Source organism: Actinoplanes sp. NPDC049118, assembly GCF_040648555.1.
Taxonomy (GTDB): domain Bacteria; phylum Actinomycetota; class Actinomycetes; order Mycobacteriales; family Micromonosporaceae; genus Actinoplanes.
Map to the genome: position 1 here is coordinate 510817 of NZ_JBEZDY010000001.1, position 26385 is coordinate 537201.

A 26385-nucleotide genomic window follows, 5' to 3' on the forward strand; every position below is an offset into this window, starting at 1 on the left:
GTCCGGGGGCGCGGGCCGCCGGGGGGCGGGCCGCCCCGGCGCCGGCTCGGCCGGCGGGACCGGGCGGGGATCCGCCGCCGGGACGGCGACGGGCTCGTAGGCATCCCGCAGGACGTCCGCGTGCGCGGCGGACAGTTCCGGGCCGGGATCGACACCCAGCTCGTCGGCGAGCCGCCGGCGCGTGTCGTGGAACGTCGCGAACGCCTTCGCCCGGCGGCCGGCCAGGGCGTAGGCGCGGATCAACCGGGCCTGCCCGGCCTCATCCAGCGGCTGGGCCGCCGCGGCCTCCTCCAGGGCCGGCAGCGCCTCGGACACCGCACCCAGCGCGATCAAGACCTCGCCGTAGCGGCCCAGGGCGGCATGCCGCTCCTCGGCCAGGGCGACGACCTTCGGATGCCGGGCGAGCAGCGGCACGTCCATCAGCGGCGCGCCCCGCCACTGCCCCAGCGCCTCGGCGAGCAGCCCGGCCGCGCCCCGCGGGTCCCCGCCCTGCTGGGCCGCGGCCGCCTCGGCGAGCAACCGGCGGAAGCACAGGAGATCCAGATTGTCGGCCGAGACCCGCAGGGCGTACCCGTCGCCGACGCGGGGGAGGCGGGCGCTGTGCGAGCGGGATTCGCGCCCGGGCTCCAGCAGCCGGCGCAGATGCTTGACGTGGGTCTGGATGATGTTGGCCGCGCTCGGCGGCGGGCGGTCACCCCAGAGCGCGTCGATGAGCTCGGCCTGGCCCAGCGGGTGCCCGCCGGCCATGGCGAGCAGGCCGAGCACGGCGCGCCGGCCGGCCGAGGTCAGTTCCACCGGTACGTCGCCGAGCCAGGCGCGGACGGGTCCCAGCACCTGAATCCGCACGCTCTCACCCCCGGGGCAAGGCGGTGAAGCGGCGTCGTCCAGTCACCGTCCAGTCAGGCTCCAGTACGGCGATCCACCCTGCTGCAGGAACCATAGGTCGACCCGAACTGTTATCACAAGGACGGAAGTTTCATGTCGATGCATCGATGCCTTGCGGTCGCCGCCGGTCTCGCCGCGGCCCTGTTCGCGCCTGCCGCGCCCGCCGCGGCCGAGGAGCCGGCGGTCTGCCACGTCGGGTACCGGACCAGCGGCGACTCCCGGACGTTCAACGGGCAGGTCACCATCACCAACACCGGCCCGGTCACCCTGTACGGGTGGACGCTCAAGTTCTCGCTGCCGGCCGGGCAGGTCTTCCGCAGCGGGTGGGAGGCGAGGTTCACCGTGGACGGTCAGGACGTCACCGGCCACAGCCTGCAATACAACGGCGTGGTGGACCGGGGCGAGTCCGTCTCGGTGTACTTCCGCGCATACGGGGACGTCAGGGGCTCCCGGCCCGCCGGATTCCGGATCAACGACCAGCCCTGCACGACCGGCTGAGGGTACTCCGTTCGGGTTTCCGGCCCGGGCTGGTGTCCTTTTCAGGGCGGAACCGTCTGCCCAGCTAGAAACGCCTTTCGTGACCGGAGTGATCTAGAAGGCAAGCTATAGAACGACTGTGGTCACGAATAAGCGCCGAAAACGGCGACATAAGCCTGGCGCTCGGAGTCGCCCCTGACTACATTGCTCCCATGGCACTCTCTGAAGAGGACACCGAGGAGCCGGGCACCGGCCCCCGGCGTACCGGGGTCGTGAAGATCGGGAAACACATCGTCTCGGGCGACCGGGGATTCCGGCCCGGCGACGTGCTGCGCATCGAGCAGGTCATCGATCTACTCGGCAGCAGCCGTCCGCTCACGCGCGAGATCCTGCAGGTCCTGCAGCACAAGGGCCTTGTCACGCTCAGGGCCCGGACCGGCGCGACCGTCGAGCCGGTCGAGCGGTGGAACGTCTTCGACCGCGATGTGATCGAGTGGCGGCTCGACATCGCGCCACGGTTCCAGATGCGGTCGCTCACCGAGCTCCGCGAGGCCGTCGAACCGCGGGCGGCGTTCCTGGCCGCGCAGCGGGCCTCCGCGGACGTCTGCCGTGACCTGGTGAGCCTCGCGCTCGAGTTCAAGTCGATCGGCGAGGCCCCCGAGTTCGAGGACCTGACCGACGCCGGCCTCGCCTGCCGCGAGAGGTACCGCCGGGTCGACGAGCAGTTCCACCGGATGCTGCTGCAGGGCTCGCAGAACGAGATGTTCAGCGCCCTCGTCGATCAGGTGACCCGGGCGCTGGACTTCCGGATCGAGAAGGAGTGGGCGGGCGCGCCCCGGCTGTACGGCGACGCCTCCGCCGCCGGTGAACGGTCCTTCGATCCCGTGCCCGGCAGCCGCGAGCGCTTCCCCCGGCGGCCCGAGCCGCTCGCGCTCTGGCTGCACTTCGGGCTGGCGTACGCCGTCGAACAGGGCCTGCGGTACGCGGCGGAGACCTTCGCCCGGACCATCCTGGCCGAGTTCCACAACGGCTATCTGGGCAACCCGGTGCTGCTCGACGCGCTCGGGCAGGCGCTGCACGATCTCGACCCCGGCGGCATGCGGGAGGCGGACCGCGAGCCGTTCCACAACGCGATCACGGGCGTGCTGCTGCACCAGGGCAAGCGATGAGCGCGATGGTGCCGATCGTCGTCATGGGCGTCGCCGGCTGCGGCAAGAGCACGATCGGTGAGCTGCTGGCGCGGCGCCTAGGGCTGGAGTACGCGGAGGCCGACGTCTTCCATCCGCCCGCCAACGTGGCGAAGATGGCCGGCGGCCGGCCGCTCGACGACGAGGACCGGCTGCCGTGGCTCGCCGCGATCGGCGACCATCTCCGGTACCGGGCCGGCACCGGCGTCGTGGTCTCCTGCTCGGCGCTGAAGAGGAGCTACCGCGACCGGTTGCGGGCCGCGGCGCCGCGCGCCTGGTTCGTGCATCTCGTCCTCGACGAGGCGACCGCCGCGCGCCGGGTGTCGTCCCGGCCCGGCCACTTCATGCCGGCCTCGCTGGTCGCCTCGCAGTTCGCGGCGCTCGAGCCGCTCGACGGCGAGGCCGGCGTCGTCGTGGACGCCACGGAGACCCCCGAACGGATCGGCGCGTCCGTGCTCGCGGCGCTGCCGCCGACCGGAGAGGGGGCAGTCGTCCCGGCGTGACGACGGCCCGCTGGCAGGCGGGCCGTCACGTCCGGATCCCCGGAACACCCTGTGCGGAGAGCTCGATGAGGAGCAGGACATGAACAACCTAACCAACGGCCACGGGCCGGACAAGCACGACGACAACGACCGCGCGCGGGTCGTGATCGCCTGCCTGCTGACGGCCGGCGGCTTCTTCAGCGCCGCGGCCCCGATCCTGGTGATCTCCGGGGCGTGGGCGCTGGACGACGGCACCGTGCGCTACGTGATCACCATGGGCGGCGCCGTCCTGGTCATCGCGTTGCTGCTGGCCGCCGTCTACGTGTCGGCACCCCTGCGGCGCGAGCCGGCCCACCCCTCCTGCGGATGCGACGGCGGCGAGCCGCCCCGCCGCCGGCGGCAGTCCCGTTCCGGGCGGCGTCCCTCCTGAATCGTCGACGGCCGTCCCGCCGCGAACGCCGGGGCGGCCGCCGCGGAGACCTCGCCGAACTCGGCGGGCGGGTGGACACCGTGGACTGCCGCGCCCGGTCCGACGTGCCGCGCCGAGGTCAGGCCGGGGCGAGCTCGCGGAGCCGCCGGCGTGCGAGCTCGGCCGCCGGGTCGCCCAGCTCCTCATAGATGCGGACCGCGCCGCGCAGGACCTCGGTGGCCGCGCCCGTGTCGCCGACGGTGGCCAGGGCCTCGCCCAGCCGGGTCAGGGTCTCCGCCTCGTGGTAGCGGTCCGCCGACTCGCGGAACAGGCGCACCGCGGCCTCGTAGCACTGCACCGCCCGCGGGTGGTCGGCGAGCCGGTCGTAGGCGTAACCCAGGCTGTCCAGGCTCGCCGCCTGACCGTTGCGGTCACCGCTGCGCCGCTGGTTCTCCAGCGCCGCGCCGCAGCTCTCGATCGCGCGGGCGTAGTCGCCGACGGTGGCATACAGCCAGCCCACCGCGTTGAGCGTCCGGGCCTCGCCCGAGGTGTTGCCGGCGGCCCGGTACAGCTCCAGCGCCGCCAGCCCGTGCTCGATCCCGTCCTGCGGGCTGCCGCGGTGGTAGCAGAGCTCGGCGTGGTTGTGCAGGGTCTGCGCCTGGTTGGTGGCGTCGCCGAGCCGCTCGTAGAGGCGCAGCGCCCGTTGCAGGTGGCGTTCGGCGGCGTCGTGGTCGCCCAGCCGCTCCACCGCCCGGGCCGTCATCCGGTTGGCGACGGCCTGGCCGGCCAGGTCGCCGATGCGTTCCGCGGCGGCCAGGGCGATCCGCTGCACGGCGAGCTGGTCGGACCAGAGGCCGCGAGGGGAGAAGAACGCGGTGAGGGTCCAGGCCAGCTGCCAGGCGTGCGCCTCGAAGCTGGCCTCGGCCGCCTGCCGGACGGCGCCCAGCAGCACCCGGTCCTCGGCGGCGAACCAGGCCAGCGCCGCGTCGTGACCGGTCAGCCGCCGCGCGCCGCCGCCGGACCGGGACGGCAGCGGGGTGATCGGCGGCCACTGCGGTTGCAGCAGGCGGGCGGCGGCATAGGACGTCTGCAGATAGAAGTCGTACAGCCGGCCGCGCGCCGCGCGCTGCCCGGATTCGGGCTCGTCGGACCGCGCCAGCTCGGCCGCGTACACCCGGAGCAGGTCGTGTAGGGAGAACCGGCCGGGCCGGTGTTCGGTCAGCAGGTGCAGCCGGGTCAGCTCCCGCAGCAGGGCCGCGATGGTGGCCGGTGCGCCGCCGGCCAGCGCCACCGCCGCGTCGGCCGTCAGGTCCGGGCCGGGGTGCAGGCCCAGCAGCCGGAACAGCCGGGCCGCCGCCGGGCTCAGGGCCCGGTAAGACGACGAGAAGGCCCGCCGGACCCCGCCGTCGGCGAGCGCGCCCAGGCCGGACCCCGCCTGGCGCAGCTCGGCGGCGAAGGCGGCGAGCGGGAACGTGGGATGGGTGGCGATGTGCGCGGCGACGATGGACAGGGCCAGCGGCAGGCGCCCGGTGCCGGCCACGATGTCGGCGACCGCGGCCGGCTCGGCGTCCAGCCGCCCGGCGCCGAGCCGGCCGGCGAGCAGGTCCACCGCCTCCTGCTCGGCGAGCACCTCCACCGTCAGCGACCGGGCGCACTCGGCGGCGATGAGGCTGGACAGCAGGTCGCGGCTGGTGACCACGACCAGCGATCCGCCGGTGCCGGGCAGCAGCGGCCGGACCTGGTCGGCGTCGCGGGCGTTGTCCAGGACCACCAGGACCCGGCGGTCGGCGAGCAGGCTCCGGTAGAGCCCGACGCCGGCCTCCAGGCTGGACGGGATGCGGTTCGGCGGCACGTCGAGGGCCTCGAGGAAGCCGCGCAGCGCGACCGCCGGGTCGACCGCCACGTCGCCGTCGTCGAAGCCGCGCAGGTTCACGTAGAGCTGGCCGTCCGGGAACCGGCCGGTCATCCGGTGCGCCCAGTGCAGCGCCAGCGACGTCTTGCCGACGCCGGCCATGCCCGAGAGCGTCGAGATGATCACGGCGTTCGGGCGCCGGGTGCCCGCCTCGAGGAGGGCGTCGAGCGCGGCCAGCTGCGCGCCGCGGCCGACGAAGGCGGACAGGTCCAGCGGCAGCTGCGCCGGGCGGACCGGGCCCGCGGCGGGCGCGTCGGCGCTCCGGTCGGCGGCCGGCAGGTCCAGCGCCTTGGTGAGCAGCCGGATCGTCGACGGGCGCGGCTGCGCGACCCGGCCGCTCTCCAGCTCACGGATGCTGCGGACACTCAGGCCGGTCGCCGCGGCAAGATCCTCCTGGGTGAGCCCGAGCTGCCGCCGTCTCTCCGCCGCCATCCGGCCGAACATCTAGCCCCCTGGGGAAACCGTCCGTCTGTCCATCGTCGAGGGTCGCCACTTTCTACCGCAGATGCCCCGGGACCGGCAACCGCCGGTGAGAGCAGCTGGGACGGACCGTTACCGGCATACCGACCTCAGGCCCGGTCCGGCCGGGGATGCCGGGGCGGGCCGGCCGGATCGCAGAAGCTGCGCACGGGGGTACGCGGCGCCGGCCCGGCCACCTCCGGTGCGGCCGAGGGCAGGCGGCTGGGCACCAGCGCGGCGGCCACCGCGCCGCCCGCGGCCATCAGCACCGCACACAGGAGCATGGCGCTCCGGTACGCCGGCCGCAGATCCTCCGGCTCGGTCAGGCTGCCGCCGCCGAGCCCCGCCGCGAGCGGCAGCACCGCGACCGCGAGCAGCCCGGCCGCCCTGGCGACCGCGTTGTTGACGCCGCTGGCGATACCCGCCCGCGCATCATCGAGCGCGCCCAGCGCGGTCGCGGTCAGCGGCGCCACCAGCAGGGCCAGGCCCAGCCCGAAGAGCACGACCGGCGGCAGCACGTCCAGCGGATACGACGCGCCCGGCCCGATCCGCGACAGCAGCACCAGCGCGACCGCGCACGTCAGCGGCCCCGCCGTCAGCGGGATCCGCGGCCCGATGCGCATCGCCAGCGCCCCGGACCGGGCGGACAGCAGCAGCATCAGCCCGGTCACCGGCAGCAGCGCGACCCCCGCCGCCAGCGGGCTGAAACCGGCCACCACCTGCAGGTTGAGGACGACGAGGAAGAACACCCCGCCGTTGGCGGCGTACACCAGGAACGTGACGGCGTTCGCCGCGCTGAACGCCCGCGACGCGAAGACCTCCAGCGGCAGCATCGGGTGCGCGGACCGGCGCTCGACCAGCACGAACGCGATCAGCCCGGCGACGCCCACGGCCAGCGAGGCGACGACCGCCGGGCCGTCCGGCCCCCGCACCGGCCAGGCGGTGAAGCCGTACGTGAGCCCGGCCAGCCCGGCCGCCCCGGTCAGCACGCCGGCGACGTCGATGCGGGTGCCGGCGGCGGCGTCCCGCGACTCCGGCACGTGCCGCGCCGTCACCGCCATGACGGCCAGCGCCAGCGGGACGTTGATGAGGAAGATCAGCCGCCAGTTCGCGACCTGCACGAGCCAGCCGCCGAGGAACGGCCCGAGCGCGCCCCCGACGCCGGCCAGCCCCGACCATGCGCCGATCGCCCGGGACCGGTCCGCGCGCACGAACGACGCCTCCAGGATCGCGAGCGCGCCCGGGGTGAGCAGCGCCCCGCCCATGCCCTGCAGCACCCGCGCGCCGATCAGCAGCTCGACGGTCGGCGCGACGCCGCACAGCAGCGACGCCGCGGCGAACCAGCCCACGCCGAGCTGGAAGACGCGCCGCCGGCCGTACCGGTCGCCGAGCGCGCCGCCGAGCAGGATCAGCGAAGCGAGGCTGAGCGCGTACCCGTTCACGGTCCACTGCAGTCCGGCCGCCGGCGCACCGAGACCCTGGCCGATCGCCGGGAGCGCGATGTTGACCACGGTGGCGTCGATGAAGGCGAGGCTGGAACCGAGCACGGTGGCGAGCAGCACCCAGCGCCCGGTCGCCGTGCCGTACCGGACGAGGGTCATGGGCGGACCCTAACCCGGTTTGCGCCGGGGACGCCGCCGCGCCCGCGCCGCGGATCACCCGCATCGGGTAGGCCGAACGATCCGGGCCGGTGATGTTCGGCGCGGACAATGCGGCCGTCCTACCACTGTGTCTGCGCTTCGGCCCTCGCGATGCTGGCTGAGGCGGGTCCGGTGCCTGCCGCCGGAAGGGAAGTCATGTCTCGCCGGGGTGGCCTCCGTCTGCTCGCCAGCGTGTGCCTATCCCGTGTGCCGGGCCCGGGTGAGATAGGTGATCGCCCACAGGACCACGCCGATGACGAGCAGCACCCCGGCCACCCGGTAGTCGGCGGTGGCCCGGCCCGACAGCGGGCTGGCCAGGTACGCGCAGGCGACGGCGCCGATCACCGGGATGGCGGTCGGCGCCCGGAAGTGCTTGTGCTCCACCCGATCGCGGCGCAGCACGAGTACCGCGACGTTGACGATGGTGAAGACGCAGAGCAGCAGCAGCGCCGTCGTGCCGCCCAGCGCCGTCAGGTCGGCGAACCAGATCAGCCCGAAAGCGACAAGCGTGGTGAAGACGATGCCGACCCATGGCGTACGCCGGGTCGGGTGCACCCGGCCGAGGACGCGCGGCAGCACCCGCTCGTTGGCCATGCCGTAGAGCAGCCGGCTGGCCATCAGCATGTTGATCAGGGCCGAGTTCGCCACCGCGAACATGGTGATGAACGCGAAGACGGTCAGCGGGAACGCGGGCGCGCCGGCCTCGACCACCTTCAGCAGCGGCGCGTCGCCCTCGCTCAGGTCCTCCGGGGACACCAGCGCGATCGCCGAGACCGCGACCAGCACGTAGATCAGTCCGGTGATGCAGAGGCCGGTCAGCATGACCTTCGGGAAGATCCGGACCGGGTCCTTGGTCTCCTCGGCCATGTTGACCGAGTCCTCGAAGCCGACCATCGCGAAGAACGCCAGCGCGGTGGCGGCGGTGACGGAGAAGAACGCGGTCTCCCCGGGCGGCGAGTTGAACTCTACGAGCCGCGAGGGGTCGCCCTCGCCGCCGCCGAGCGCCCACGCGCCGATGCAGATGACGATCAGCAGGCCGGTCAGCTCGACGCAGGTGAGCAGGACGTTCAGCTTGACGCTCTCGCCGACGCCGCGGAAGTTGATCAGGGCGATCAGGGTCATGAAGCCGATGGCGACCGCGGTCAGCCCGAGCCCCTCGCCGATCGACAGGTCGAAGGCCTCGGCGAAGTTGCCGGCGAACGCCTTCGACGCGCTGGACGCCGAGGTGAGGCCCGAGCACATCACCGCGAAGGTGACCATGAAGGTCAGGAAGTGGACTCCGAACGCCTTGTGCGTGTACAGGGCCGCGCCGGCCGCCCGCGGATACTTGGTCACCAGTTCCAGGTAGCTGAACGCCGTGAGCAGCGCGACGACGAACGCGACCAGGAACGGCAGCCACACCGCGCCGCCGACCTGGGCGGCGACCTTGCCGGTCAGGGCGTACACCCCGGTGCCGAGGATGTCGCCGACCACGAAGAGCAGCAGCAGGCCGGGTCCGATGACCCGCTTCAGGGTGGGCTGGTCGCGATCGAGCGTGCTGTCCTGTGTTCCCGCGTCAGCCATAGCCGCGTACCTCCACGTCGACATGCCCAGGGCCTCACGGTATGCGATGGTCGGAGTACGCGCCGCTCGTGCGGGGTTGTCCCGGCGCGCCGCGCCGGGAAGGATTCGACTCAGGCTTCCCATACCGGAGGACGAGATGCGCATCGTGCTGGCCACCAAGCCCGGCGTCGACCAGCCGTGGATCACCGACGCGGTGGCCCGGCTGGCCCGGCAGACCGGTGCGTCGGTGGCCGTGGTGGCCGTCGACCACGTGGAGCTCGAGCGCTTCTCCCCGGCACCGCGCACCGTCTTCGTGCAGGGCGCGCGCGAGGCCGCCGAGACGGCGGCGCAGCGGCTGACGGCCGAGGGCATCGAGGCGGTGGCCGCCGTACGGTCCGGCCGCACGCTGGAGGGGATCATGGCATTCGCGGACGAGCAGGTGGCGGACCTGATCGTCGTGGGCGCCAGCACCCGCCCCGCGGTCGCCGAGCGCCTGCTCGGCAGCGTCCCCCTCGAATTGGTCAAGAAATCCACCCGCCCGGTCATGGTGGTCACCCACCCCTGACGGCGCCGTGTCGTTGTTCTCATCCGCCGGGAGGCCCTTGCTCATTTCCCACTTAAGCAATAGGAAATGAGCATGCCGGCACCCGTGCTACCCGCCCGCAACTGCGAAGCACGACGTGCGCGACAGAGGCCGGCGTGAAGTTCCTGCTGATCACCCTGATCACCCACCTGGACCCGGCGAAGACCACCCGGCAGCGGTTCCGCGAGGTCGTGGACAACGCGGTGCTCGGCGAGGAGCTGTTCACCGCGGTCACCACGCTGAGCCTGCTCGACCCGGTCCGCGCCTTCGAGGACTACTCGACCCTGGACAACCTCTCCGGCGGCCGGCTCGAACTGATCATCGGCAAGGGCAACGGCACCGCGCAGGCCGAGTTGTTCAACGTCACCGCCGTCACCCGCCACGGCGAGCACCTGCGGGTCGAGGGCGCCCGGCTCAGCCGCCTGCCCGACCCGGTGCCGGAGATCTACTTCGGTGGCTCGTCGAAGGCGGCCGGACCGGTCGCGGCCGCACACGCCGACGTCTACCTGACCTGGGGCGAGCCGCCCGCCCAGGTGGCCTCGAAGATTGAGTGGATCCGCGGCCTGAACCCCGGCCTGCGCTTCGGCGTCCGGCTGCACGTCATCGCCCGCGACACCGCCGAGGCGGCCTGGGCCGAGGCGGAACGGCTGCTGCGGGTGGTCTCACCGGCCGACATCGAGGCGGTGCAGGCGGGCCTGCGCCGCAGCGAGTCCGAGGGCCAGCGCCGGATGCTCGACCTGCACGGCGGCAGCCGCGACGGGCTGGTGGTGGCGCCGAACCTCTGGGCCGGCGTCGGGCTGGTCCGCGGCGGCGCCGGCACCGCCCTGGTCGGCAGCCACACCGAGATCGCCGACCGCATCGCCGAGTACGCGGACCTCGGCATCACCGAGTTCATCCTGTCCGGCTACCCCCACCTGGAGGAGGCGTACTGGTTCGGCGAGGGCGTCCTGCCCGAGCTGCGCCGCCGCGGCCTGTGGCGCCACCCGGACGGCGGCGGCACCGGCGCCGTGAGCGTCCCGTTCGCCGGCGTTCCCGACCCGGCGACCGCGTAGGGTCGGCGGCATGGACCTGCTCGCCAAGGCCGCCGAGCTGATCGCCGTACCGTCCACCGCGGACCGTCCCGAACAGCTCGCGCGGGCGCTCGACCTGGTACTCGAATTCGTCGGCCCGGGCTTCACCGTGGAACGCTTCGCCTCGCGCGGCAAGCCCAGCGCGCTGGTCCGGACGCCCGGCCCGCGCCCGGTGTTCCGGATCCTGCTCAACGCACACCTGGACGTCGTCCCCGCCGGCGTCTACGAGGCCCGCCGCGACGGCGACCGGCTCTACGGCCGCGGCGCACAGGACATGAAGGTCGCGGCGCTGGTCATGGCCGACGTCTTCCGGGAGCTGGCGGAGACGCTGCCGTACCCGCTGGGGCTGCAACTGGTCACCGACGAGGAGGTCGGCGGCTACGACGGCACCGCACACCAGCTCGCCGCCGGGGTCAGCGCGGACTTCGTGGTCATCGGCGAGCAGAGCGGCCTGCGCGTCGTCACCGAATCCAAGGGGCTGTGCCAGGTGCGGCTGCACGCCACGGGCGTGAGCGCGCACGCCGCATACCCCTGGCTGGGCGACAACGCCCTGGTGACGCTGGCCGGCGCGGTGCAGGCGCTGCTGCGGCGCTATCCGGTGCCGGCCGCGGAGAAGTGGGCCACGACGGTCAACGTGGCCCGGATCGAGACCGCCAACACCGCGTACAACCAGGTCCCGGCCGACGCCACGGCCTGGCTCGACATCCGCTTCCCGCCCGAGGACACCGACTTCAACGGGCGTACCCCGCACGAGATCGTGGCCTACCTGCGGTCGGTCACCGGGGTCGCGGCCGAGGTCGACAGCCTCGGTCCGCCGCACCACGCCGACCCGGACGGCGCCGACGTGGCCCGGCTGCGCGAGGCGGCCCGGTGCGCGGGCTTCACCGGCGAGCTGCTGCGCAAGCACGGCGCGGCGGACGCGCGGTTCTACTACGCCCGCGGCGTGGACACCGTCATCTTCGGCCCCGGCGGCGACGGCCAGCACGGCCCGGACGAGTACGCCGACCTGACGACCGTCGAGCCGTACCGGAAGGCCCTGGCCTCGTTCCTCACGGCGGTCGCGGCCGGGCCGGCGGTCAGGCGGGCGTCAGGCGCCGGGTGAGCTCGGCGGCCCGCGCCCGCTGCACGGACCGGGCCTGCCCGACGACGAAGGACCGCAGCAGGAACGGGAACGTGACGTGCACGGTCTCGGTGACGGCGGTGCCGTCGCCGGCCGGCACCAGGTCCACGGCGGCGACCAGGCGCACCCGGCCCGGGCTCACCACGTCGCTGAGGATCCGCCGGCCGGGCTCGGGGAAGGTCATCGTGACCCTGATGTGGTTGTCGTACCGGAACGGGCCGAGGGTGAACCGCTCCACGGAGACGTAGGAGACCTCGTCGCCGTCGCGCCGGACGTCGCGCACGGCGACGATAAGCGGCGACAGTCCGATGTAGCTCTCCGGCTCCGCGAGATGGGCGAAGATCTCCTCGGCGGGCGCGGGAACGTGGAACGAGTTGCTGAACTCTTCGGCCGGCACGCCGCAATCGTCGCACGGGCCGGCACTAGCGTTCCCAGAAGTTCGGAAGGGCCTGATGGCGGGCGTTCAGGTTCAGGGCCACTGAGCCTGCGGTGAGGCCGGCGAACAGCAGATTGGATACCTCCAGGCAGGCCAGCACCGGATAGTGCACCGGGATCGAGAGGATCGGGGAGCCGCCGGTGGGCTCCCAGATCCGGATCGTGCGGTCCTTGCCGCCGGAGGCGAGCAGCGGCCGCCCGCCGACGGTGACCGGGCACAGGGCGTTCACGCCGTCCAGGTGACCGGTGAGCACGGCGGTGCAGGTTCCGGACTGGAGGTCCCAGATCCGGATCGTACGGTCGTCGCCCGCGGAGGCGAGCATCCGCCTGCCGTCCGCGGTGATCTCGGTCAGCGCCCGGACCGTGTGGCCGTGACCCCGGAGCCGGCCCAGGTAGCGGCCGGTCGAACCCCACACGATCACATCGTTGTCGCCGGCCGTGGCCAGCATCGGCTGGACGCCGGAGATCTGCCGCATGGCATGGATCCGCTCGACATCGTCGACCGATTCGCCGAAGTTCAGCCGGTCGGTCAGGCGTTGGCGCTGGACGATCCGGCCGTTGTCCGGCCGGCAGAACCGCAGGGACACCCGGTGGTTGTGGGTGCCGGCGATGGCCAGCAGGTCCTCGCCGTCCTCGCCGCGGAAGGCGCAGACCGCCTGTAGGTGTTCGAAGCGGCGGATGTCCGTCAGGATCTGTTTGCCGGTGCCCGGCTCCCAGCTCTGGATGACACCGAAGTCGCTGGCGACGACGACGAGCTCACGGGAGCCGACCCGCACCGCGCACAGGCTGTTGACCGTACCGAGGCCGCCACCCATCAACCGGATCTCGGCACCGGTCTCGGCGGCCTGCAGGCGGATCACACCGCTGGTGCCGTCCACGCCCGCGACCGTGTCGGTCCCCAGCCGGATCGTGCACGCCGCGCTGGTCCGGCCGCCGCGCCGAGCCGCGGCGGACCGGCCCTCGTCGGCGGTCAGATCCCACAGCCGGATCGTGCGGTCCCTGCCGCCCGTGGCGAGGTACTCGTTGCCGTCCAGCACGACCGTGCAGACCGCGTGGATCACATCGGTGTGACCGGCGAGGACCCGCAGGCAGCCGCCCCCGCGGGGATCCCACACCCGGACGTCACCGTCGCTGGAGACCGTTGCCAGCGCGGTCCGGCCGTTGACCCGGCAGGCCGCCATGCTGAGGATCGCCTTGCTGTGCCCGTTCGATCCGACCGTGGACGCCAGAGCGCCGCGGTTGTGGATCAGGACGTTTGTGAAGTTGGTGGTGGCGATCGACACCCGGCCGCCGACGGTCAGGGAGCAGGCCGCCCGGACCCGGTCGACATGACCGCCGAACTGGCTGATGATTCCCCCGTCGGACGGATCCCAGACCCGCGCCAGGTAGTCGTCCCCCGCCGACAACACGGCCGGGCCGCGGGCGTAGTCGACCACCGAAACGGTCCGCACCGGGCCGTTGTGCGCGGGGATCACCCGGACCTGGCCGCCGGTCCGGAGTTCCCAGATCCGGATCATTCCGTCGTCGCAACCGGCCACCAGGTGGGTACGTCGCTCGATGATGACGGTGCACAGCGACCGGATCGCCGTGGACGGCCCGGCGAACGTCCCCTCCAGGCGCCGGTTGGTCGGGTCGATGAAGTAGATCTGCCCGCTCTTGCCGGCGGCAGCGAGCAGCGTCCGCCCGCCCCCGGTCACCGAGCAGGCCGCGAAGAGCGGTCCGGCCTGCTTCTGCCGGCCCGGTTCGCCGGTCCTGATCGGCACCACCCAGTGCTGGCCGGTCGCCGGATCCCAGAGCCGCACGTGTGGGAAGTCACCGACCGAGGCGATATGGGATCTCCGGTCGACCGTCACGGCGCAGATCGCCCGGACAGCGCCCGTGTGACTCTCCAGAATGCTGTGCTCGGCACGGCTGGGCACCGCCGCCCACCCGACCCGGTACGGCGCTTCGGGCCACGCCGCGAACGTGTTCGGCTGCTGTTCCAGCGCGGAGGTCACCCCGAACAGGGCAGCCCGCTCGGCCGGCGAGGCGTTGAGGGCGTGTGAGGTCAACCGCAGCAGCCGGGCGCGGGCTCGCCCACCCGGGGTCAGCGCGTGCTCGGCGAGCTGGGTCAGGCGCGGAAGGTCGGCGTGGAGCAGGAAGGCGTCGTCGGCGAGCAGTTCGTCGATCATGCCGGCCCGGGCGGCGTACGTGGGCAGGGTCCGCAGCAGGTACGGGTCGGCTTGCGCCCAGCCCGCCTGCCGCCCGTAGCCGATGAGGTGCCGGGCGAGCGCCAGCTCGTCGGCGCCACGGCGGTCGTGCAGGGTCCGCTTCTTCACCAGCGAGTCGTTGAGCGCCTGGTGGAAGAGCCGGTATCGGGGCGTACCGGCGTCGCGGCTCGACTCGACCAGGAAGTTCGCCGCGGACGAGCCGGCGAAGGAGAGCAGCGCCTCACGACTGATCCTCACGTCGAGCGCTTCCAGCGCGACCCGCCAGAGGTCGATCGACATCCCCGGCGGGTGGGCATAGGCGAGGGCGATGAGCAGGTCGGTCGCCGGCACCCCGTCGATCGGGTGCAGCCCGTTGAGGTATTCGGCGAGCGCCTCGTCGACGGTCGCGGTGAAGGACAACGAGTCGGGCTCGATGGCCTCCTCGTCGTACATGCCGTGCGAGCGGGCGATGAGACCGGCGATGAGGAAGTTCCGGTCGGCGAGTGTGGCGATGCGGCGCGCCACCGGCTGGGCGACCGCGCTTTCGGCGTACGGGTTACCGGCTCGCTCGGCGCCGAGCAGAGCGAGAGTGGCCAGCGCGTACGCCTCCAGATCCGCCTCGGCGAAGTACTCCTGCCGGTCGAGATCGATCAGGTATGCGCTCTTCCCGAACGCCCGCAGCAGGGAGCCGCGGTCGTCGACGCGGCGGCTGCCGACGATGACCTGGGCACCGAACGGGGCGCAGGTACGGGCGATGGGCAGAAGCAGCGCGGACACGATCAGCCGGGCCTGCGCCGGGCTTGCCGCCTCGTCGAGCGCGTCGACGACCAGGTTGAATCGGCCGCGGGTCCGCGACAGCCGGTCCCGCAGGACGGGTACCAGGTCGTCCACGGTCCTGGGCATCCGCACCGAGGCGGCGCGGGCGATCTCGACGGCCACGTCCAGGGCGGTCTTGCCCTTCATGTGGACGGCGCAGGCGACCGAGCCGACGGGCGCCCGGACATTGCGGTCGTCCTCCGGCAGCGCCGCGCGGACGCCCTCGTCGGCGGTGGTCACGATGCGCCCGAGCACGGCCGACTTGCCGACGCCCGGGGATCCGGTGAGCACCAGCACCCGGGTGTCCGGCACCGTACGCCGCAACCAGTCGACGATGCCGGCCAGCGCCACGGTGCGGCCCCGGAACCGGTAGCCGCCCTCGGTGTCGATGGACACGCCGCGCGCCCGGGGCCGCCAGTGCCGCACGGCCTCCAGGTCGGTGCTCAGCGACCAGCCCCACGCCTCGAGAGCGGTGTCCCCGGCCGCGGCGATCGACCACGCGGCCAGCGCCTGCAGGTTCTCGCCCGGAAGTTCCCGGGCGATCTGGGAGAGGGTGAGCGCCTCGGCGTCGCCGGCGTTACGGCCGCCCTGCCGGGCCTGGACGACCAGGCCGACGACCGCGTGGAAGTCGCGCGACCACACGCCGGTGCCGCTGAACCCGGCCTTGACGACGTACCGCGACCGGGTGTCGAGCCGGACCCGCCCGTACGCGAGGGCGATGCCGATCTGTCCGTGCGCGTCCGCGCCGAACTCGGACTCCCGCGGGAATCCGAATGCCCACCACCGGTCCCCGGCCAGGTCCTGCGGGCGCGGTGACCTGAGCGGGGCCGGTGCCGCCTCCGGCGGGGCGTCGGTGGCCAGCTGCAGCACCGCCACGTCAAGATCCCGGTCACCACGGGTCTCGGCGACCTCCACCCGGACCGTCCGCGGCACACCGGCCTTGGGAAAGGCGACGGTGATCGTGTCCTGGCCCTCGACCACGTGCCAGCACGTGAGCACCCGGCGCCGGTCGATCAGCACGCCGCAGCCCAGGGGTGTGCGCGCGGCACCGGCGAAGACGGTCACCGTCCAGGGGTCGTAGCCGGGCCCGGTGAAACGTCGATCGTCCACCTGCTCGATGACCATCCGTCGATATTTGCATCACCGTCTGCAGCCGTCCAGACTGATGCTCCGCCTGAGCGCCGTCCCGGGAGGTTCGATGTCCGAATCGCAGGTCGTGACCTACTCCCTCGACGGGGACGAGACGGTGTCCATTGAGATAACCCCGATCGAGGGATTCGTTCCCGTCGGCGTCGAGTCGGTGGCGGGCCACGTCCGGCGGGCCGTCGAGCCGGCCATCGCGGCGGCCCGGGTGGTTCTCGACCAGACCCGGGCCATGGCACCCGACACCGTTCAGGTGAAGTTCGGGGTCAAGGTCACCGGCACCACCAGCTGGCTGGTCGCCAAGGCCGCGACCGAGGGCAACTTCGAGATCACCCTGACCTGGGGTCAGCCCTCGCCAGGCTGAGCCGCCGGCTGCGAGCCGCGCCGGATCCTGGCGTTGCCGCGGCCGATCGCCCGCCGGTTGCGGTGACCTCAATCAGATGCCCAGCGTGAGCCGGCGGATCACCGGGGCGGCGTCGCCGGTCAGCGACAGCACGACCCGGGTACGCCGCCGCGCGGCGGCGTCCTCGGTCAGCCGCCCGTCCGGCCCGACCCGCAGCCCGAGCATCGGCGCGTCGAGGGGGTGCAGGTCGCGGGTGGCGATCCCCGCGGCGAGCGGATCGTGCAGCGGCACCCGGCGCTCGCCGAGCCGGGCCTCGTAGTGGTCGAGGTAGGCGACGAGCATCGCGGCCAGCGCCGCGGTCAGCGCGGTGCCCCGGGCCGCCAGCGCCGCCCGGTCCGGCTCGCCGAACCGGTGCCGCATGGTGACGTCCAGCGGCACGAGCGTCACCGGCCAGGGCGCGCCGAGCACCTCGGCGGCGGCCGCGGGGTCGTTGGCGATGTTTGCCTCGGCGTGCCCGGTGATGTTGCCGGGCACCCGGACCGCGCCGCCCATGACGGTCACGTCCCGCACCAGCGTGGTGAGCTCCGGCTCGCGTCGCAGCGCGAGCGCGAGGTTGGTCAGCGGCCCGGTGGCCACCACCCGCAGCTCCCCGGGGTGCCGGCGGGCCGCCTCGATCAGCAGGCCGGCGGCGTCGCCGTCCGCCGGCATCCGGGCCGCGCGCGGCACCGCGATCCCGCCGATGCCGTTGCCGCCGTGCACCCGCGTCGCGCCGCCGGCGTAGCTCCCGCCGAGCGGGTGGTGCGCGCCGACCGCGACCGGTACGTCGTCGCGGCCGGCCAGCGCGAGCAGATCCAGGGTGTTGCGGGCCGCCTGGCCGGCCGAGGTGTTGCCGCTGACGGTGCCGACGGCGGCGAGCGTCACGCGCGGGTGCCCGAGCAGCAGCGCGAGCGCCAGCGCGTCGTCGATCCCGGTGTCGCAGTCGAGATGGAAGGGGTCCACCGGATGATGGTGGCGCACGGCGGTTGCACCCGCCCCTGCCTGGGTAGGAACGAGGCGTATGACGCAGTACGGAATCCACGCCTCGCACGAGCAGATCCCGCCCGCCGAGTTGCTGGCCGCGGTCGTCGCCGCGGAGCGCGCCGGCTTCGAGGCGGCGATGTGCTCCGACCACTTCTCGCCGTGGAGCGCGCGGCAGGGGCAGTCGGCGTTCGCCTGGTCCTGGCTGGGCGCGGCGCTGCAGGCCACGAAGCTGTCCTTCGGCGTGGTCAACGCGCCCGGCCAGCGCTACCACCCGGCGATCGTCGCTCAGGCGATCGGCACCCTCGGCGCGATGTTCCCGGGCCGGTTCTGGGCGGCGCTGGGCAGCGGCGAGTACAGCAACGAGCACATCACCGGCGGGCCGTGGCCGCGCAAGCAGGTCCGCGAGGCCCGGCTGCTCGAATGCGTCGGCGTCATCCGCGACCTGCTGGCCGGCGAGGAGGTCACCCGCGACGGGCTGGTCGTGGTCGACCGGGCCCGGCTCTGGACCCGCCCGCAGACGCCGCCGGCCCTGATCGGCGCCGCCGTCAGCACGGCGACCGCCGCCTGGTGCGCCGGCTGGGCCGACGGCCTGGTCACCGTGAACGCGCCGGAGGAGCACCTGCGCGCGATGATCGCGGCCTACCGGGACGCGGGCGGCCGCGGCCCGGTGTGCCTGCAGGCGCATCTGAGCTGGGCGCCGTCCGAGGACGAGGCCGAGGCGATCGCCCACGACCAGTGGCGAAGCAACGTCTTCCCGCCGCCGGTGTGCTGGGATTCGGAGACCGTCGAGCACTTCGACGTGATCTCCGAGAACGTGACGGCCGACCAGGTGCGCAAGGTCGTCAACGTCTCCGCCGACCTGGAACAGCACACCGCCTGGCTGCGCGGCTACGCCGCGCTGGGCTTCGACCGCGTCTACCTGCACCACGTCGGGCAGGACCTGATGCCGTTCGTCGACGCCTTCGGCGCCAAGGTCCTTCCGGCCCTGCGCTGATCAGTTCGGCGTGGAGAGCTCGTTGTAGCCGGGCGCGCGTACCTGGCCGGAGAGGTCGCCGATCGCGGCCATGATGGCGTCGGTGGCCTCGCGGCGGGCCCGGGCCGCGCTGCCCGCCGGCGGTGCGAAGCGCAGCGGCGTGCCGAACCGCACGGTCACCCGCCCGGGCCGCGGCAGCCGGGCACCCACCGGCTGGATCCGTTCGGTGCCGAGGACCGCGACCGGCACCACCGGCGCGCCGGAGGCGAGCGCGAGCCAGGCCACCCCGGTACGGCCGCGGTAGAGCCGGCCGTCGCGCGACCGGCTGCCCTCGGGGTGTATGCCGAACGCCCGCCCGTCGCGCAGCACCGCCAGGGCCGTCTCGAGCGACGCCTGCGCGGCCCGGTGCGCCCCGCGCGGCACGGCGATCGCGTCGACGGCCAGCAGCGTGGTCCGGGTCAGCCGGCCCTTGAGCCCGGGCCGGGTGAAATACTCCTCCTTGGCCAGGAACGCCACCGGTCGCGGCGACACCAGCGGGATGAGGAAGCTGTCGAACGCCGACAGGTGGTTGGCGGCCAGGATCACCGGGCCGTGGTGGGGCACGTGCTCGCGGCCCTCGACGGTGGGCCGGAACGCCAGCCGGGACAGCGGCACCAGCATCGCCCGGGCGACCCGCGGCAGCATCTCAGCGCTCCACATAGGAGTCGATCGCCGCGCGCAGCAGCGGGCCGGGGTCGTCGGTGTCGACGGTCATCTGCAGGCTGCCCCAAAGCCAGAGCTGGGCGAGGCCGTGCAGATTGGCCCAGAGCGCCCCGGCTACCACGGTCGCGTCGTCCGTGCCGGGCCGCGCCCGCCCGACCAGATCCACCAGTACGGCGAAGAGCGGCTTGGTGGCGGCGCGCAGCCCCTCCTGGTTGCCCTGGAGCAACTCGTGCCGGAACATCAGCTCGAACATGCCCCGCTCGGTGCGGGCGAAGTCCAGGTATAGCCGGCCGAGCGCGAGCAGCCCGGCGCGCGGATCGCCGTCGACCTCGAGCGCGCCGATGCGGGTGCTCAGGCGTTCGTAGCCGACCCGGGCGACGGCGGCCAGCAGGTGCCGGTGGGTGGGGAAGTAGCGCCGCGGCGCGCCGTGGGACACCCCGGCCCGGCGCGCGATCTCCCGCAGCGACAGCGCCTCGGTGCCCTCCGCGGTGACCAGCGCGACACCGGTTTCGACGAGGTGGGCGCGTAACTGGTCAGGCATGGACATTGTCTAGCAGCGTCCGTAGACAGTGTCTACCTGATGATCGCTCCGGTGATCAGCGTCATGCCGCGGAGCGCCCGGTGCGGGCGGTGCGGGCGGCCCGCCTATCCGTCGCCCGCCAGGATCGCGGGCGCCCACACCGGGCGGGGGATCAGGCAGAACGGATGCCCGGCCGGGTCGGCGAAGACGCCCGCACCGGCCAGCTCGGTAGCGCCGAGGGCGAGCACCGCGGCGCGGGCGGCCGCGACGTCCTCGACCATCACGTCGAGGTGGATCTGCTGGGGGAGCGCGGGATCGGGCCAGGCCGGCGGCCGGTGGTCCGGTGCGCGCTGGAACGCGAGCCCGGACGCCCGGTCGCTGGCGGAGACGACGGCGAAATCCTCGTCCCGGTAGGTGATCGGATCGCCGAGCAGCCGGCTGTAGAACGTGGCCAGCGCCAGGGGGTCCGGGCAGTCGAAGATCACGTGGTGCATCCGTCCGATCGGCATGGGTCCTCCGGTGTCCTGTGGTGGGGCGTGTCGAGAACGGCGGGGCGGACACGACTCCTGGGTATGACGAAGTTCCTGTTGATCCAGCACCACGTCGCCATGGGCGCCTGGACGCCCGCCGACGTCCGGCGTCACTACGACTACCAGACGTCGCTGGACGCCGACCTCGCGGCGGCGGGGGAACTGGTGGAGACGCAGGGCCTGGCGGGCCTCTCCCGCCTGGTGACCAGCGACGGCGCGGCAGGCGACGATCCGGCGGGTGCCGGCCCGGACCGCGGCGCACCGGCGCCGGCGGTGTGCGGGATGCCGGTGCTCGCCGGGTACCGGATCGTCGACGTGGAGTCTGAGGAACGCGCTCTCCGGATCGCGGCCCGGGCCTCGGCGGCGCCCGGACCCGGCGGCGTTCCGCTGCGCCAGCCGATCGACGTCCGGCGGCTGCTGACCCCGTGACGCTGGGCGCCGAGCGGCGCGACGACCGGAGCTGTCGGTCGCGTATCGGCGAGCATGGCCGGATTTGCCAGGCGGGGGTCCGTGACTGCATCATCTCGCCATGATCAAAAGAATCGAGTCCGCCGGTATCCGGTGAGCGTGTTCGAGGCCCGGGTGGACCGGGTGTTGGGTGCCGGTCCGTTCCGGGAGATCGGCCGGCCGCGCGTCACCGAGATCTCGCCTGACGAAGCACTCATCGCGGTCGGTGGTGCGCTCGGGCCGCAATGGCACGGACCCGTCATCACCGGCCAGCTGCGGTCAGATCCGGGTTGGTATCCGACGGCGGTCTACCGGTCCGATGATCTCACCTGCCTGTTCCAGTTGACTACGCATCGACCGGTCAACGCGCTCGCCTTCCATCCCACTCTGCCGCTGTTGGCGATCGGCGCCGGCGCGTACGACGGTGGGTGGTTCTACGAGGGCGAGCTGCTCCTGCTGGACCTGTCCACCGGCGCCACCGTGTCGCTGCTGGCGGACAACCGCGCGGTGCGGCGGCTCGCCTGGCGGGATCAGGAGACTCTCGACCTGGTGCTGGCCATCCCTTGCGACGAGGACGAAGGGCCGTCCGGCACCACCTCTCTGGCCTACTCCATCCGGCGCAACGACTGGGACCGGGCCACAACGGGCATGCTGCACAGGCGCCACTGCGGAGAGCCGTATGTGGACGCATCAGAACCCGATCCGGCTGTCGCCGTCGCCGTCATCGAGCGGCTCTGCGCGGAACGGGGAGAAGCTTGGATGCCCCGCGGCGGGGTCTGGGCGGTGCAGGCCCTCGCCGACGGCCGGATCCTTGCCGCGCTCGAAGGCGTCACCCTGGAGTGCTGGCCGACGGCGTCCGAGGAATGCGCGTGGCGGATACCGACCGACGGCATCGGTTGCCAGGTGAGCACGCTGCCGGCCGGACGCACGGCGCTGGCGTTGACGCGGACTCCATACGGCTCCGGCGGCCGAGGAGCGAGCGATCCGACCGTCGTGCTGGAGGTCGACCTGGACGACGGCGCCGTCCGGGCAACACACCGGGTCGCCTTCCCCGCGGTCATGGCATCCCGGGCCGACGGCCGGTGGGCGCTGCGCAACACCGGGTACGACCCTGCGGCGATGACCGGAGAGGTCACCCTCGTGGACCCGGACGGCGCGCGCCCGGTCACGGTCCAGCTTGGCGGTTACCACCAGCGCAATCACTACTTCGAGATCCGGTACGCGCCGGATCTGCTGTTTCTTCAGGGGACCGGCAGCGAACCCCATGGCGACAAATGGGTGGTCGCCGTCGATGCGCCCCAGGGACGGGTGCGGCGGCTGTTCCCGCTCGAGTGGGACACGTCGCGAGGCGGTCATCTGTTCGGTGGCTGCGGCGCCTACCTCGACGATCGTGCCGGACCGGCGCTCGTCCATACCGGCACCGTTCACGACTACGCCGGGTTTCTGGCCGGGAACGCCTTCGTGGTCCGCCGTGCGTTTCCGACGGGCGAGCCGCAATGGGTGTTCACCGCCGATCGTCAGCCCACTGCCCTCGACGCGGATGCCGACTTCGTCTACGTCGCGTTCGACTCGGGGGAACTGGTCATCCTGCGCGCGGGAGACGGCGCGGTGCAGGCGCGGCAGCACCTTCGGGTGAACGATCACCGTGTCGTCCCGTTCTCACTGGCGCGGGCGGGGGAGGACCGCCTTGTGGTCGGCACCCTGGACGGCCGGGTGCTCGACTGCTCCATCGCTGCGCTGCGGAGGCGGGAATAGCGCGCGCCCGTGCCTGCTCGGCCAGGTAGCACCCCGCCTGGGTCGGGCACCTTCCGGTGAGAGCGCTTTCTCGCCGAAACCGGTTCCATGGCTGCGATCCCGGCCCCTGGCACGGGAAAGCGCTCTCCGGCGGGAGAACCTTTCGCCATTCTTAAGTCGATCGATGTCTGCTTGACCACGTCCCGATCGTCGCGATTAAGTTTCATAACTGTTAAGTCCCCTTCCGGTTAACATCCCCACCCGGAGTCCGTCATGCGCAGATCCCCCAGCCGTGTGCTGCTCGCGACCGGCACCGTCGTCGCCGCCGTCCTCGCGGCGGTCGGCACCGCCACCGCCGCCCCCAGGTCCATCCCCGCCGGGACGACCGCCGTCACCGCCGCCGCCTTCAACCACCCCGGCGTCCTGCTCAGCCGCGCCCAGCTCGACTTCGTCAAGGGCAGGGTCGCGGCGCAGGCCCAGCCCTGGACGAGCGCCTACCAGCAGATGATGGCCAGCAGGTACGCCTCGCTGTCCCGTACGCCGATGCCACGCGCGACCGTCGAGTGCGGCTCCTACTCCAACCCGAACAACGGCTGCACCGACGAACGCGAGGACGCCATCGCGGCGTACACCGACGCGCTGGCCTGGTACATCACCGGAAACCAGGCGTACGCGACCAAGGCGATCGCGATCATGGACGCCTGGTCCGCCACGATCAGGAACCACACCAACAGCAACGCGCCGCTGCAGACGGCCTGGGCCGGCTCGGTGTGGCCCCGGGCCGCGGAGATCATCAGGTACACCTATCCGAGCTGGCCCAACCAGGCGCGCTTCGCCACCATGCTGCGCACCGTCTACCTGCCCGTGGTCATCCCCGGCATCCACAGCAACGGCAACTGGGAGCTGTCGATGATGGAGGCCGCCGTCGGCATCTCCGTCTTCCTCGACGACCGGGCCGCCTACGACCGGGCCGTCGAGCGCTTCAAACTGCGCGCCGCGTCCTACGTCTACATCGCCGCGGACGGTTCCCAGCCGAAGTACCCGCCGGCCGGCGGCATCGACACCCGCGCCGAGCTGATCAGCTACTGGCAGGGCCAGAGCACCTTCGTCGACGGCCTCTCCCAGGAGACCTGCCGCGACTTCACCCACACCGGCTACGGCATCTCCGCGATCGCGCACGTCGCCGAGACCAGCCGCATCCAGGGCGGCGACCTGTACCCCGGACTGCAGGACCGGCTGCGGCACGCGCTCGGCTTCCACACCAGGTTCGAGAACGGCGTCGCGGTGCCCGCGAACATCTGCGGCGGGAGCGTCACCCGCGGCCTCGGGCCGATCACCGAGGTCGCCTTCAACGCGCTGCACAACCGCCTGGGCATCGCGATGGCCAACACCGAGACCTACACCCTCGCCCGGCGCCCGCAGGGCAGCAACAACCTCTTCGTCGCCTGGGAGACCCTGACCCACGCCGGCAACCCCGCCTGATCCCCACCCAGTACCGAAGGGCCCCCATGAATCCCCCCGAAAAGCGCCGGCGTCCCCGGCCGCGCGTCCGCGCAGCGCTCGCCTGCTCCCTGATCGTCGTCGCGCTCGGCGTCGTCGGCGTCACGAAGGCCGCGGCCGCCACCACCGGCACCGTGGTCAGCTCCGCCAACGGCAAGTGCCTCGACGTCACCGGCGGCTCGAGCGCCAACGGCAACCAGCCGCAGATGTGGTCCTGCGCCGGCAACGCCAACCAGACCTGGACACACGGCGACGACAGGTCGCTCAGGGGCCTGGGCAAGTGCCTCGACGTGGCGGGCGGCGCCACCACCGACGGCGCCGTCGTGCACCTGTGGGACTGCTACGCCGGGCTGACCAGCCAGCAGTGGACGTACACGGCCGGGCGCGACCTGGTCAACGTCAAGGCGAACAAGTGCCTCGACATCAAGGACAACAACCTCGCCGACGGCGCCAGGCTCCAGCTCTGGAGCTGCGGCGGCGGCGCCAATCAGAAATGGACGGTCTCCGGTGGCACCCCGAACCCGACCACCCCGCCGGTGACGCCCACGACCGTCCCGCCGGGCGGCAACCCCGACCTCGGCCCGAACGTGACGATCTTCGACCCGTCGATGTCGCAGTCGACCATCCAGAACCGGCTCAACACCGTCTTCGACCAGCAGGTGTCCAACCAGTTCGGCAACGCCCGGTACGCCCTGCTGTTCAAGCCGGGCTCGTACAACGTCGACGCGAACGTCGGCTTCTTCACCCAGGTGGCGGGCCTCGGCCTGACCCCGGACGCGGTGAACATCAACGGCGCGGTGCACGCCGAGGCCGACTGGTGGCCGGACGGCTCGCAGAACGCCACCCAGAACTTCTGGCGCTCGGCCGAGGGCCTCTCGGTGACGCCGCCCGGCGGGCTGGACCGGTGGGCCGTGTCGCAGGCGGCGCCGTACCGTCGCATGCACGTCCGCGGCAACCTGGCGCTCTCCGACGGCGGCTGGTCCTCCGGCGGCTGGATGTCCGACACCAGGATCGACGGGCAGATCCAGTCCGGCTCGCAGCAGCAGTGGATCACCCGCAACTCGCAGCTGGGTTCCTGGTCGGGCTCGAACTGGAACCAGGTCTTCGTCGGCACTGCGGGCGCGCCGGCCAACAGCTTCCCGACCCCGCCGTACACGACGGTCAACCAGACGCCGGTCGTCGCGGAGAAGCCGTACCTGTACGTCGACTCTGCCGGCGCCTACCAGGTCTTCGTGCCCGCGCTGCGGACCAACTCCGCCGGCACCACCTGGGCGAACGGCAACCCGGCCGGGCAGTCGCTGCCGATCGGCACGTTCTTCGTGGTCAGGCCGGGCGAGACCGCGGCGAACATCAACGCCGCCCTGGCGTCGGGCAGGAACCTGCTGGTGACGCCCGGGGTCTACAACCTCAACCAGACGATCAACGTGACCCGGGCCGGCACGGTCGTGCTCGGTCTCGGCCTGGCCACGTTCATACCGCAGAACGGCATCACCGCGATGACGGTCGCCGACGTCGACGGCGTGCGGGTCGCCGGCCTGCTCTTCGACGCCGGCACCACCAACTCGCCGGTGCTGATGGAGGTCGGCCCGAGCGGCTCCTCGGCGAACCACGCCGCCAACCCGACAGTGCTGTCCGACGTGTTCTTCCGGATCGGCGGCTCGATCGCCGGCAAGGCGTCGGTGAGCCTGCGGATCAACAGCGACAACGTGATCGGCGACCACGCCTGGATCTGGCGCGCCGACCACGGCGACAACAACACCGTCGGCTGGAACGTCAACACCGCGGCGAACGGCCTGACCGTCAACGGCGACAACGTGACGTTCTACGGCCTCTTCGTCGAGCACTACCAGCAGTACCAGACCATCTGGAACGGCGAGAACGGGCGCACGTACTTCTACCAGAACGAGATGCCCTACGACCCGCCGAACCAGGCCGCCTACATGAACGGCTCGACGCAGGGCTGGGCGGCGTACAAAGTCGCGGACTCGGTGAACAACCACGAGGCCTGGGGCCTGGGCTCGTACGCCTACTTCAACGTCAACCCCAGCGTGGTCAACGCCCGCGCGTTCGAGGTGCCGGTGAAGTCCGGCGTCCGGTTCCACAACATGGTCACGGTGTCGCTCGGCGGCACCGGCACGATCTCGCACGTCATCAACAACACGGGTGCCGCGGTCAACAGCGGCCACCAGGTCACCAACCTGGTCAGCGGCCCCTGATCACCCCGGCACGCACGGACGGCCCGCCTCGCGGCGGGCCGTCCCCGTTCC

General features: G+C 72.7%; 23 protein-coding genes. 13 read left to right on the forward strand and 10 right to left on the reverse strand.

Features of this window, described 5'->3' with window-relative positions:
* Window positions 1-846: BTAD domain-containing putative transcriptional regulator (locus tag AB0B58_RS02340; protein ID WP_360216082.1), on the reverse strand; the 846-nt coding region annotated here is incomplete at its 3' end.
* Between the two features lie 132 nt (window positions 847-978).
* Here AB0B58_RS02340 and AB0B58_RS02345 point away from each other — a divergent pair.
* The 4 genes from AB0B58_RS02345 to AB0B58_RS02360 all read left to right on the forward strand — a co-directional run bounded on the left by AB0B58_RS02345 (window position 979) and on the right by AB0B58_RS02360 (window position 3461).
* On the forward strand, window positions 979-1383 hold the full coding sequence (locus AB0B58_RS02345; protein WP_360216085.1) for a cellulose binding domain-containing protein: 405 nt from the start codon (window positions 979-981) through the stop codon (window positions 1381-1383).
* 191 nt (window positions 1384-1574) lie between these two features.
* The gene (locus AB0B58_RS02350) at window positions 1575-2531 is read left to right on the forward strand and encodes an FCD domain-containing protein (RefSeq protein ID WP_360216088.1); all 957 of its coding nucleotides are present in this window, start codon (window positions 1575-1577) and stop codon (window positions 2529-2531) included.
* Window positions 2528-3052 carry a gluconokinase gene (locus AB0B58_RS02355; RefSeq protein ID WP_360216091.1) on the forward strand — a complete coding sequence of 175 codons (525 nt, stop codon included), beginning with the start codon at window positions 2528-2530 and terminating at the stop codon, window positions 3050-3052. Before AB0B58_RS02350 ends, AB0B58_RS02355 begins: the two co-directional genes overlap by 4 nt.
* 79 nt (window positions 3053-3131) lie before the next feature.
* Entirely contained in the window at window positions 3132-3461 is a 330-nt protein-coding gene (locus AB0B58_RS02360) for a hypothetical protein (RefSeq protein ID WP_360216094.1), read from the forward strand.
* A 118-nt stretch (window positions 3462-3579) separates the two neighbouring features.
* Here AB0B58_RS02360 and AB0B58_RS02365 read toward each other — a convergent pair whose 3' ends face one another.
* The 3 genes from AB0B58_RS02365 to AB0B58_RS02375 all read right to left on the reverse strand — a co-directional run bounded on the left by AB0B58_RS02365 (window position 3580) and on the right by AB0B58_RS02375 (window position 9014).
* Window positions 3580-5784, reverse strand: a complete 2205-nt coding sequence (locus AB0B58_RS02365) for a tetratricopeptide repeat protein (protein ID WP_360216097.1) — start codon at window positions 5782-5784, stop codon at window positions 3580-3582.
* 137 nt (window positions 5785-5921) lie between these two features.
* Window positions 5922-7412: a DHA2 family efflux MFS transporter permease subunit gene (locus AB0B58_RS02370; protein ID WP_360216100.1), complete on the reverse strand. Its 1491-nt coding sequence runs from the start codon at window positions 7410-7412 to the stop codon at window positions 5922-5924.
* Between the two features lie 237 nt (window positions 7413-7649).
* Window positions 7650-9014 (reverse strand): APC family permease, encoded by a 1365-nt coding sequence (locus AB0B58_RS02375; RefSeq protein WP_360216103.1) that lies wholly within the window; start codon window positions 9012-9014, stop codon window positions 7650-7652.
* Between the two features lie 136 nt (window positions 9015-9150).
* Between AB0B58_RS02375 and AB0B58_RS02380 the strand changes: the two genes are divergently transcribed.
* The 3 genes from AB0B58_RS02380 (at window position 9151) to AB0B58_RS02390 (ending at window position 11748) form a co-directional block, all read left to right on the forward strand.
* A complete protein-coding gene (locus AB0B58_RS02380) occupies window positions 9151-9558 on the forward strand; it encodes a universal stress protein (protein WP_360216106.1) in 408 nt (135 codons plus the stop codon).
* Between the two features lie 134 nt (window positions 9559-9692).
* Window positions 9693-10628 carry an LLM class flavin-dependent oxidoreductase gene (locus AB0B58_RS02385; protein WP_360216109.1) on the forward strand — a complete coding sequence of 312 codons (936 nt, stop codon included), beginning with the start codon at window positions 9693-9695 and terminating at the stop codon, window positions 10626-10628.
* A gap of 10 nt (window positions 10629-10638) precedes the next feature.
* Entirely contained in the window at window positions 10639-11748 is a 1110-nt protein-coding gene (locus AB0B58_RS02390) for a M20/M25/M40 family metallo-hydrolase (RefSeq protein ID WP_360216112.1), read from the forward strand.
* Here the strand turns inward: AB0B58_RS02390 and AB0B58_RS02395 are convergent.
* Both AB0B58_RS02395 and AB0B58_RS02400 read right to left on the reverse strand, forming a co-directional pair.
* On the reverse strand, window positions 11723-12163 hold the full coding sequence (locus AB0B58_RS02395) for an SRPBCC family protein (RefSeq protein WP_360216115.1): 441 nt from the start codon (window positions 12161-12163) through the stop codon (window positions 11723-11725). The genes AB0B58_RS02390 and AB0B58_RS02395 overlap by 26 nt on opposite strands.
* 25 nt (window positions 12164-12188) lie before the next feature.
* On the reverse strand, window positions 12189-16331 hold the full coding sequence (locus AB0B58_RS02400) for a trypsin-like peptidase domain-containing protein (protein WP_360216118.1): 4143 nt from the start codon (window positions 16329-16331) through the stop codon (window positions 12189-12191).
* Window positions 16332-16404: 73 nt separating this feature from the next.
* Between AB0B58_RS02400 and AB0B58_RS02405 the strand changes: the two genes are divergently transcribed.
* Entirely contained in the window at window positions 16405-16713 is a 309-nt protein-coding gene (locus AB0B58_RS02405; RefSeq protein ID WP_360216121.1) for a CU044_2847 family protein, read from the forward strand.
* Between the two features lie 72 nt (window positions 16714-16785).
* Here AB0B58_RS02405 and AB0B58_RS02410 read toward each other — a convergent pair whose 3' ends face one another.
* Window positions 16786-17691: a nucleoside hydrolase gene (locus tag AB0B58_RS02410; protein ID WP_360216124.1), complete on the reverse strand. Its 906-nt coding sequence runs from the start codon at window positions 17689-17691 to the stop codon at window positions 16786-16788.
* 58 nt (window positions 17692-17749) lie between these two features.
* Between AB0B58_RS02410 and AB0B58_RS02415 the strand changes: the two genes are divergently transcribed.
* Window positions 17750-18706 carry a TIGR03885 family FMN-dependent LLM class oxidoreductase gene (locus AB0B58_RS02415; RefSeq protein ID WP_360216127.1) on the forward strand — a complete coding sequence of 319 codons (957 nt, stop codon included), beginning with the start codon at window positions 17750-17752 and terminating at the stop codon, window positions 18704-18706.
* On the opposite strand, the gene AB0B58_RS02420 is transcribed toward AB0B58_RS02415, so the two are convergent.
* From AB0B58_RS02420 to AB0B58_RS02430, 3 genes are all read right to left on the reverse strand, one after another.
* The gene (locus AB0B58_RS02420; RefSeq protein WP_360216130.1) at window positions 18707-19369 is read right to left on the reverse strand and encodes a lysophospholipid acyltransferase family protein; all 663 of its coding nucleotides are present in this window, start codon (window positions 19367-19369) and stop codon (window positions 18707-18709) included. It lies immediately after the preceding gene.
* 1 nt (window position 19370) lies between these two features.
* A complete protein-coding gene (locus AB0B58_RS02425) occupies window positions 19371-19928 on the reverse strand; it encodes a TetR/AcrR family transcriptional regulator (protein WP_360216133.1) in 558 nt (185 codons plus the stop codon).
* Window positions 19929-20032: 104 nt separating this feature from the next.
* Entirely contained in the window at window positions 20033-20416 is a 384-nt protein-coding gene (locus AB0B58_RS02430; RefSeq protein ID WP_360216136.1) for a VOC family protein, read from the reverse strand.
* A 63-nt stretch (window positions 20417-20479) separates the two neighbouring features.
* Here AB0B58_RS02430 and AB0B58_RS02435 point away from each other — a divergent pair, with 63 nt between their 5' ends.
* The 4 genes from AB0B58_RS02435 (at window position 20480) to AB0B58_RS02450 (ending at window position 26334) form a co-directional block, all read left to right on the forward strand.
* Complete coding sequence (locus AB0B58_RS02435; protein WP_360216139.1) at window positions 20480-20866, forward strand: hypothetical protein; 387 nt, start codon at window positions 20480-20482, stop codon at window positions 20864-20866.
* Window positions 20867-20998: 132 nt separating this feature from the next.
* Complete coding sequence (locus AB0B58_RS02440) at window positions 20999-22639, forward strand: hypothetical protein (RefSeq protein WP_360216142.1); 1641 nt, start codon at window positions 20999-21001, stop codon at window positions 22637-22639.
* Window positions 22640-22891: 252 nt separating this feature from the next.
* Window positions 22892-24100, forward strand: a complete 1209-nt coding sequence (locus AB0B58_RS02445; RefSeq protein ID WP_360216145.1) for an alginate lyase family protein — start codon at window positions 22892-22894, stop codon at window positions 24098-24100.
* Window positions 24101-24126: 26 nt separating this feature from the next.
* On the forward strand, window positions 24127-26334 hold the full coding sequence (locus AB0B58_RS02450) for an RICIN domain-containing protein (RefSeq protein WP_360216148.1): 2208 nt from the start codon (window positions 24127-24129) through the stop codon (window positions 26332-26334).
* Window positions 26335-26385: the final 51 nt, after the last annotated feature.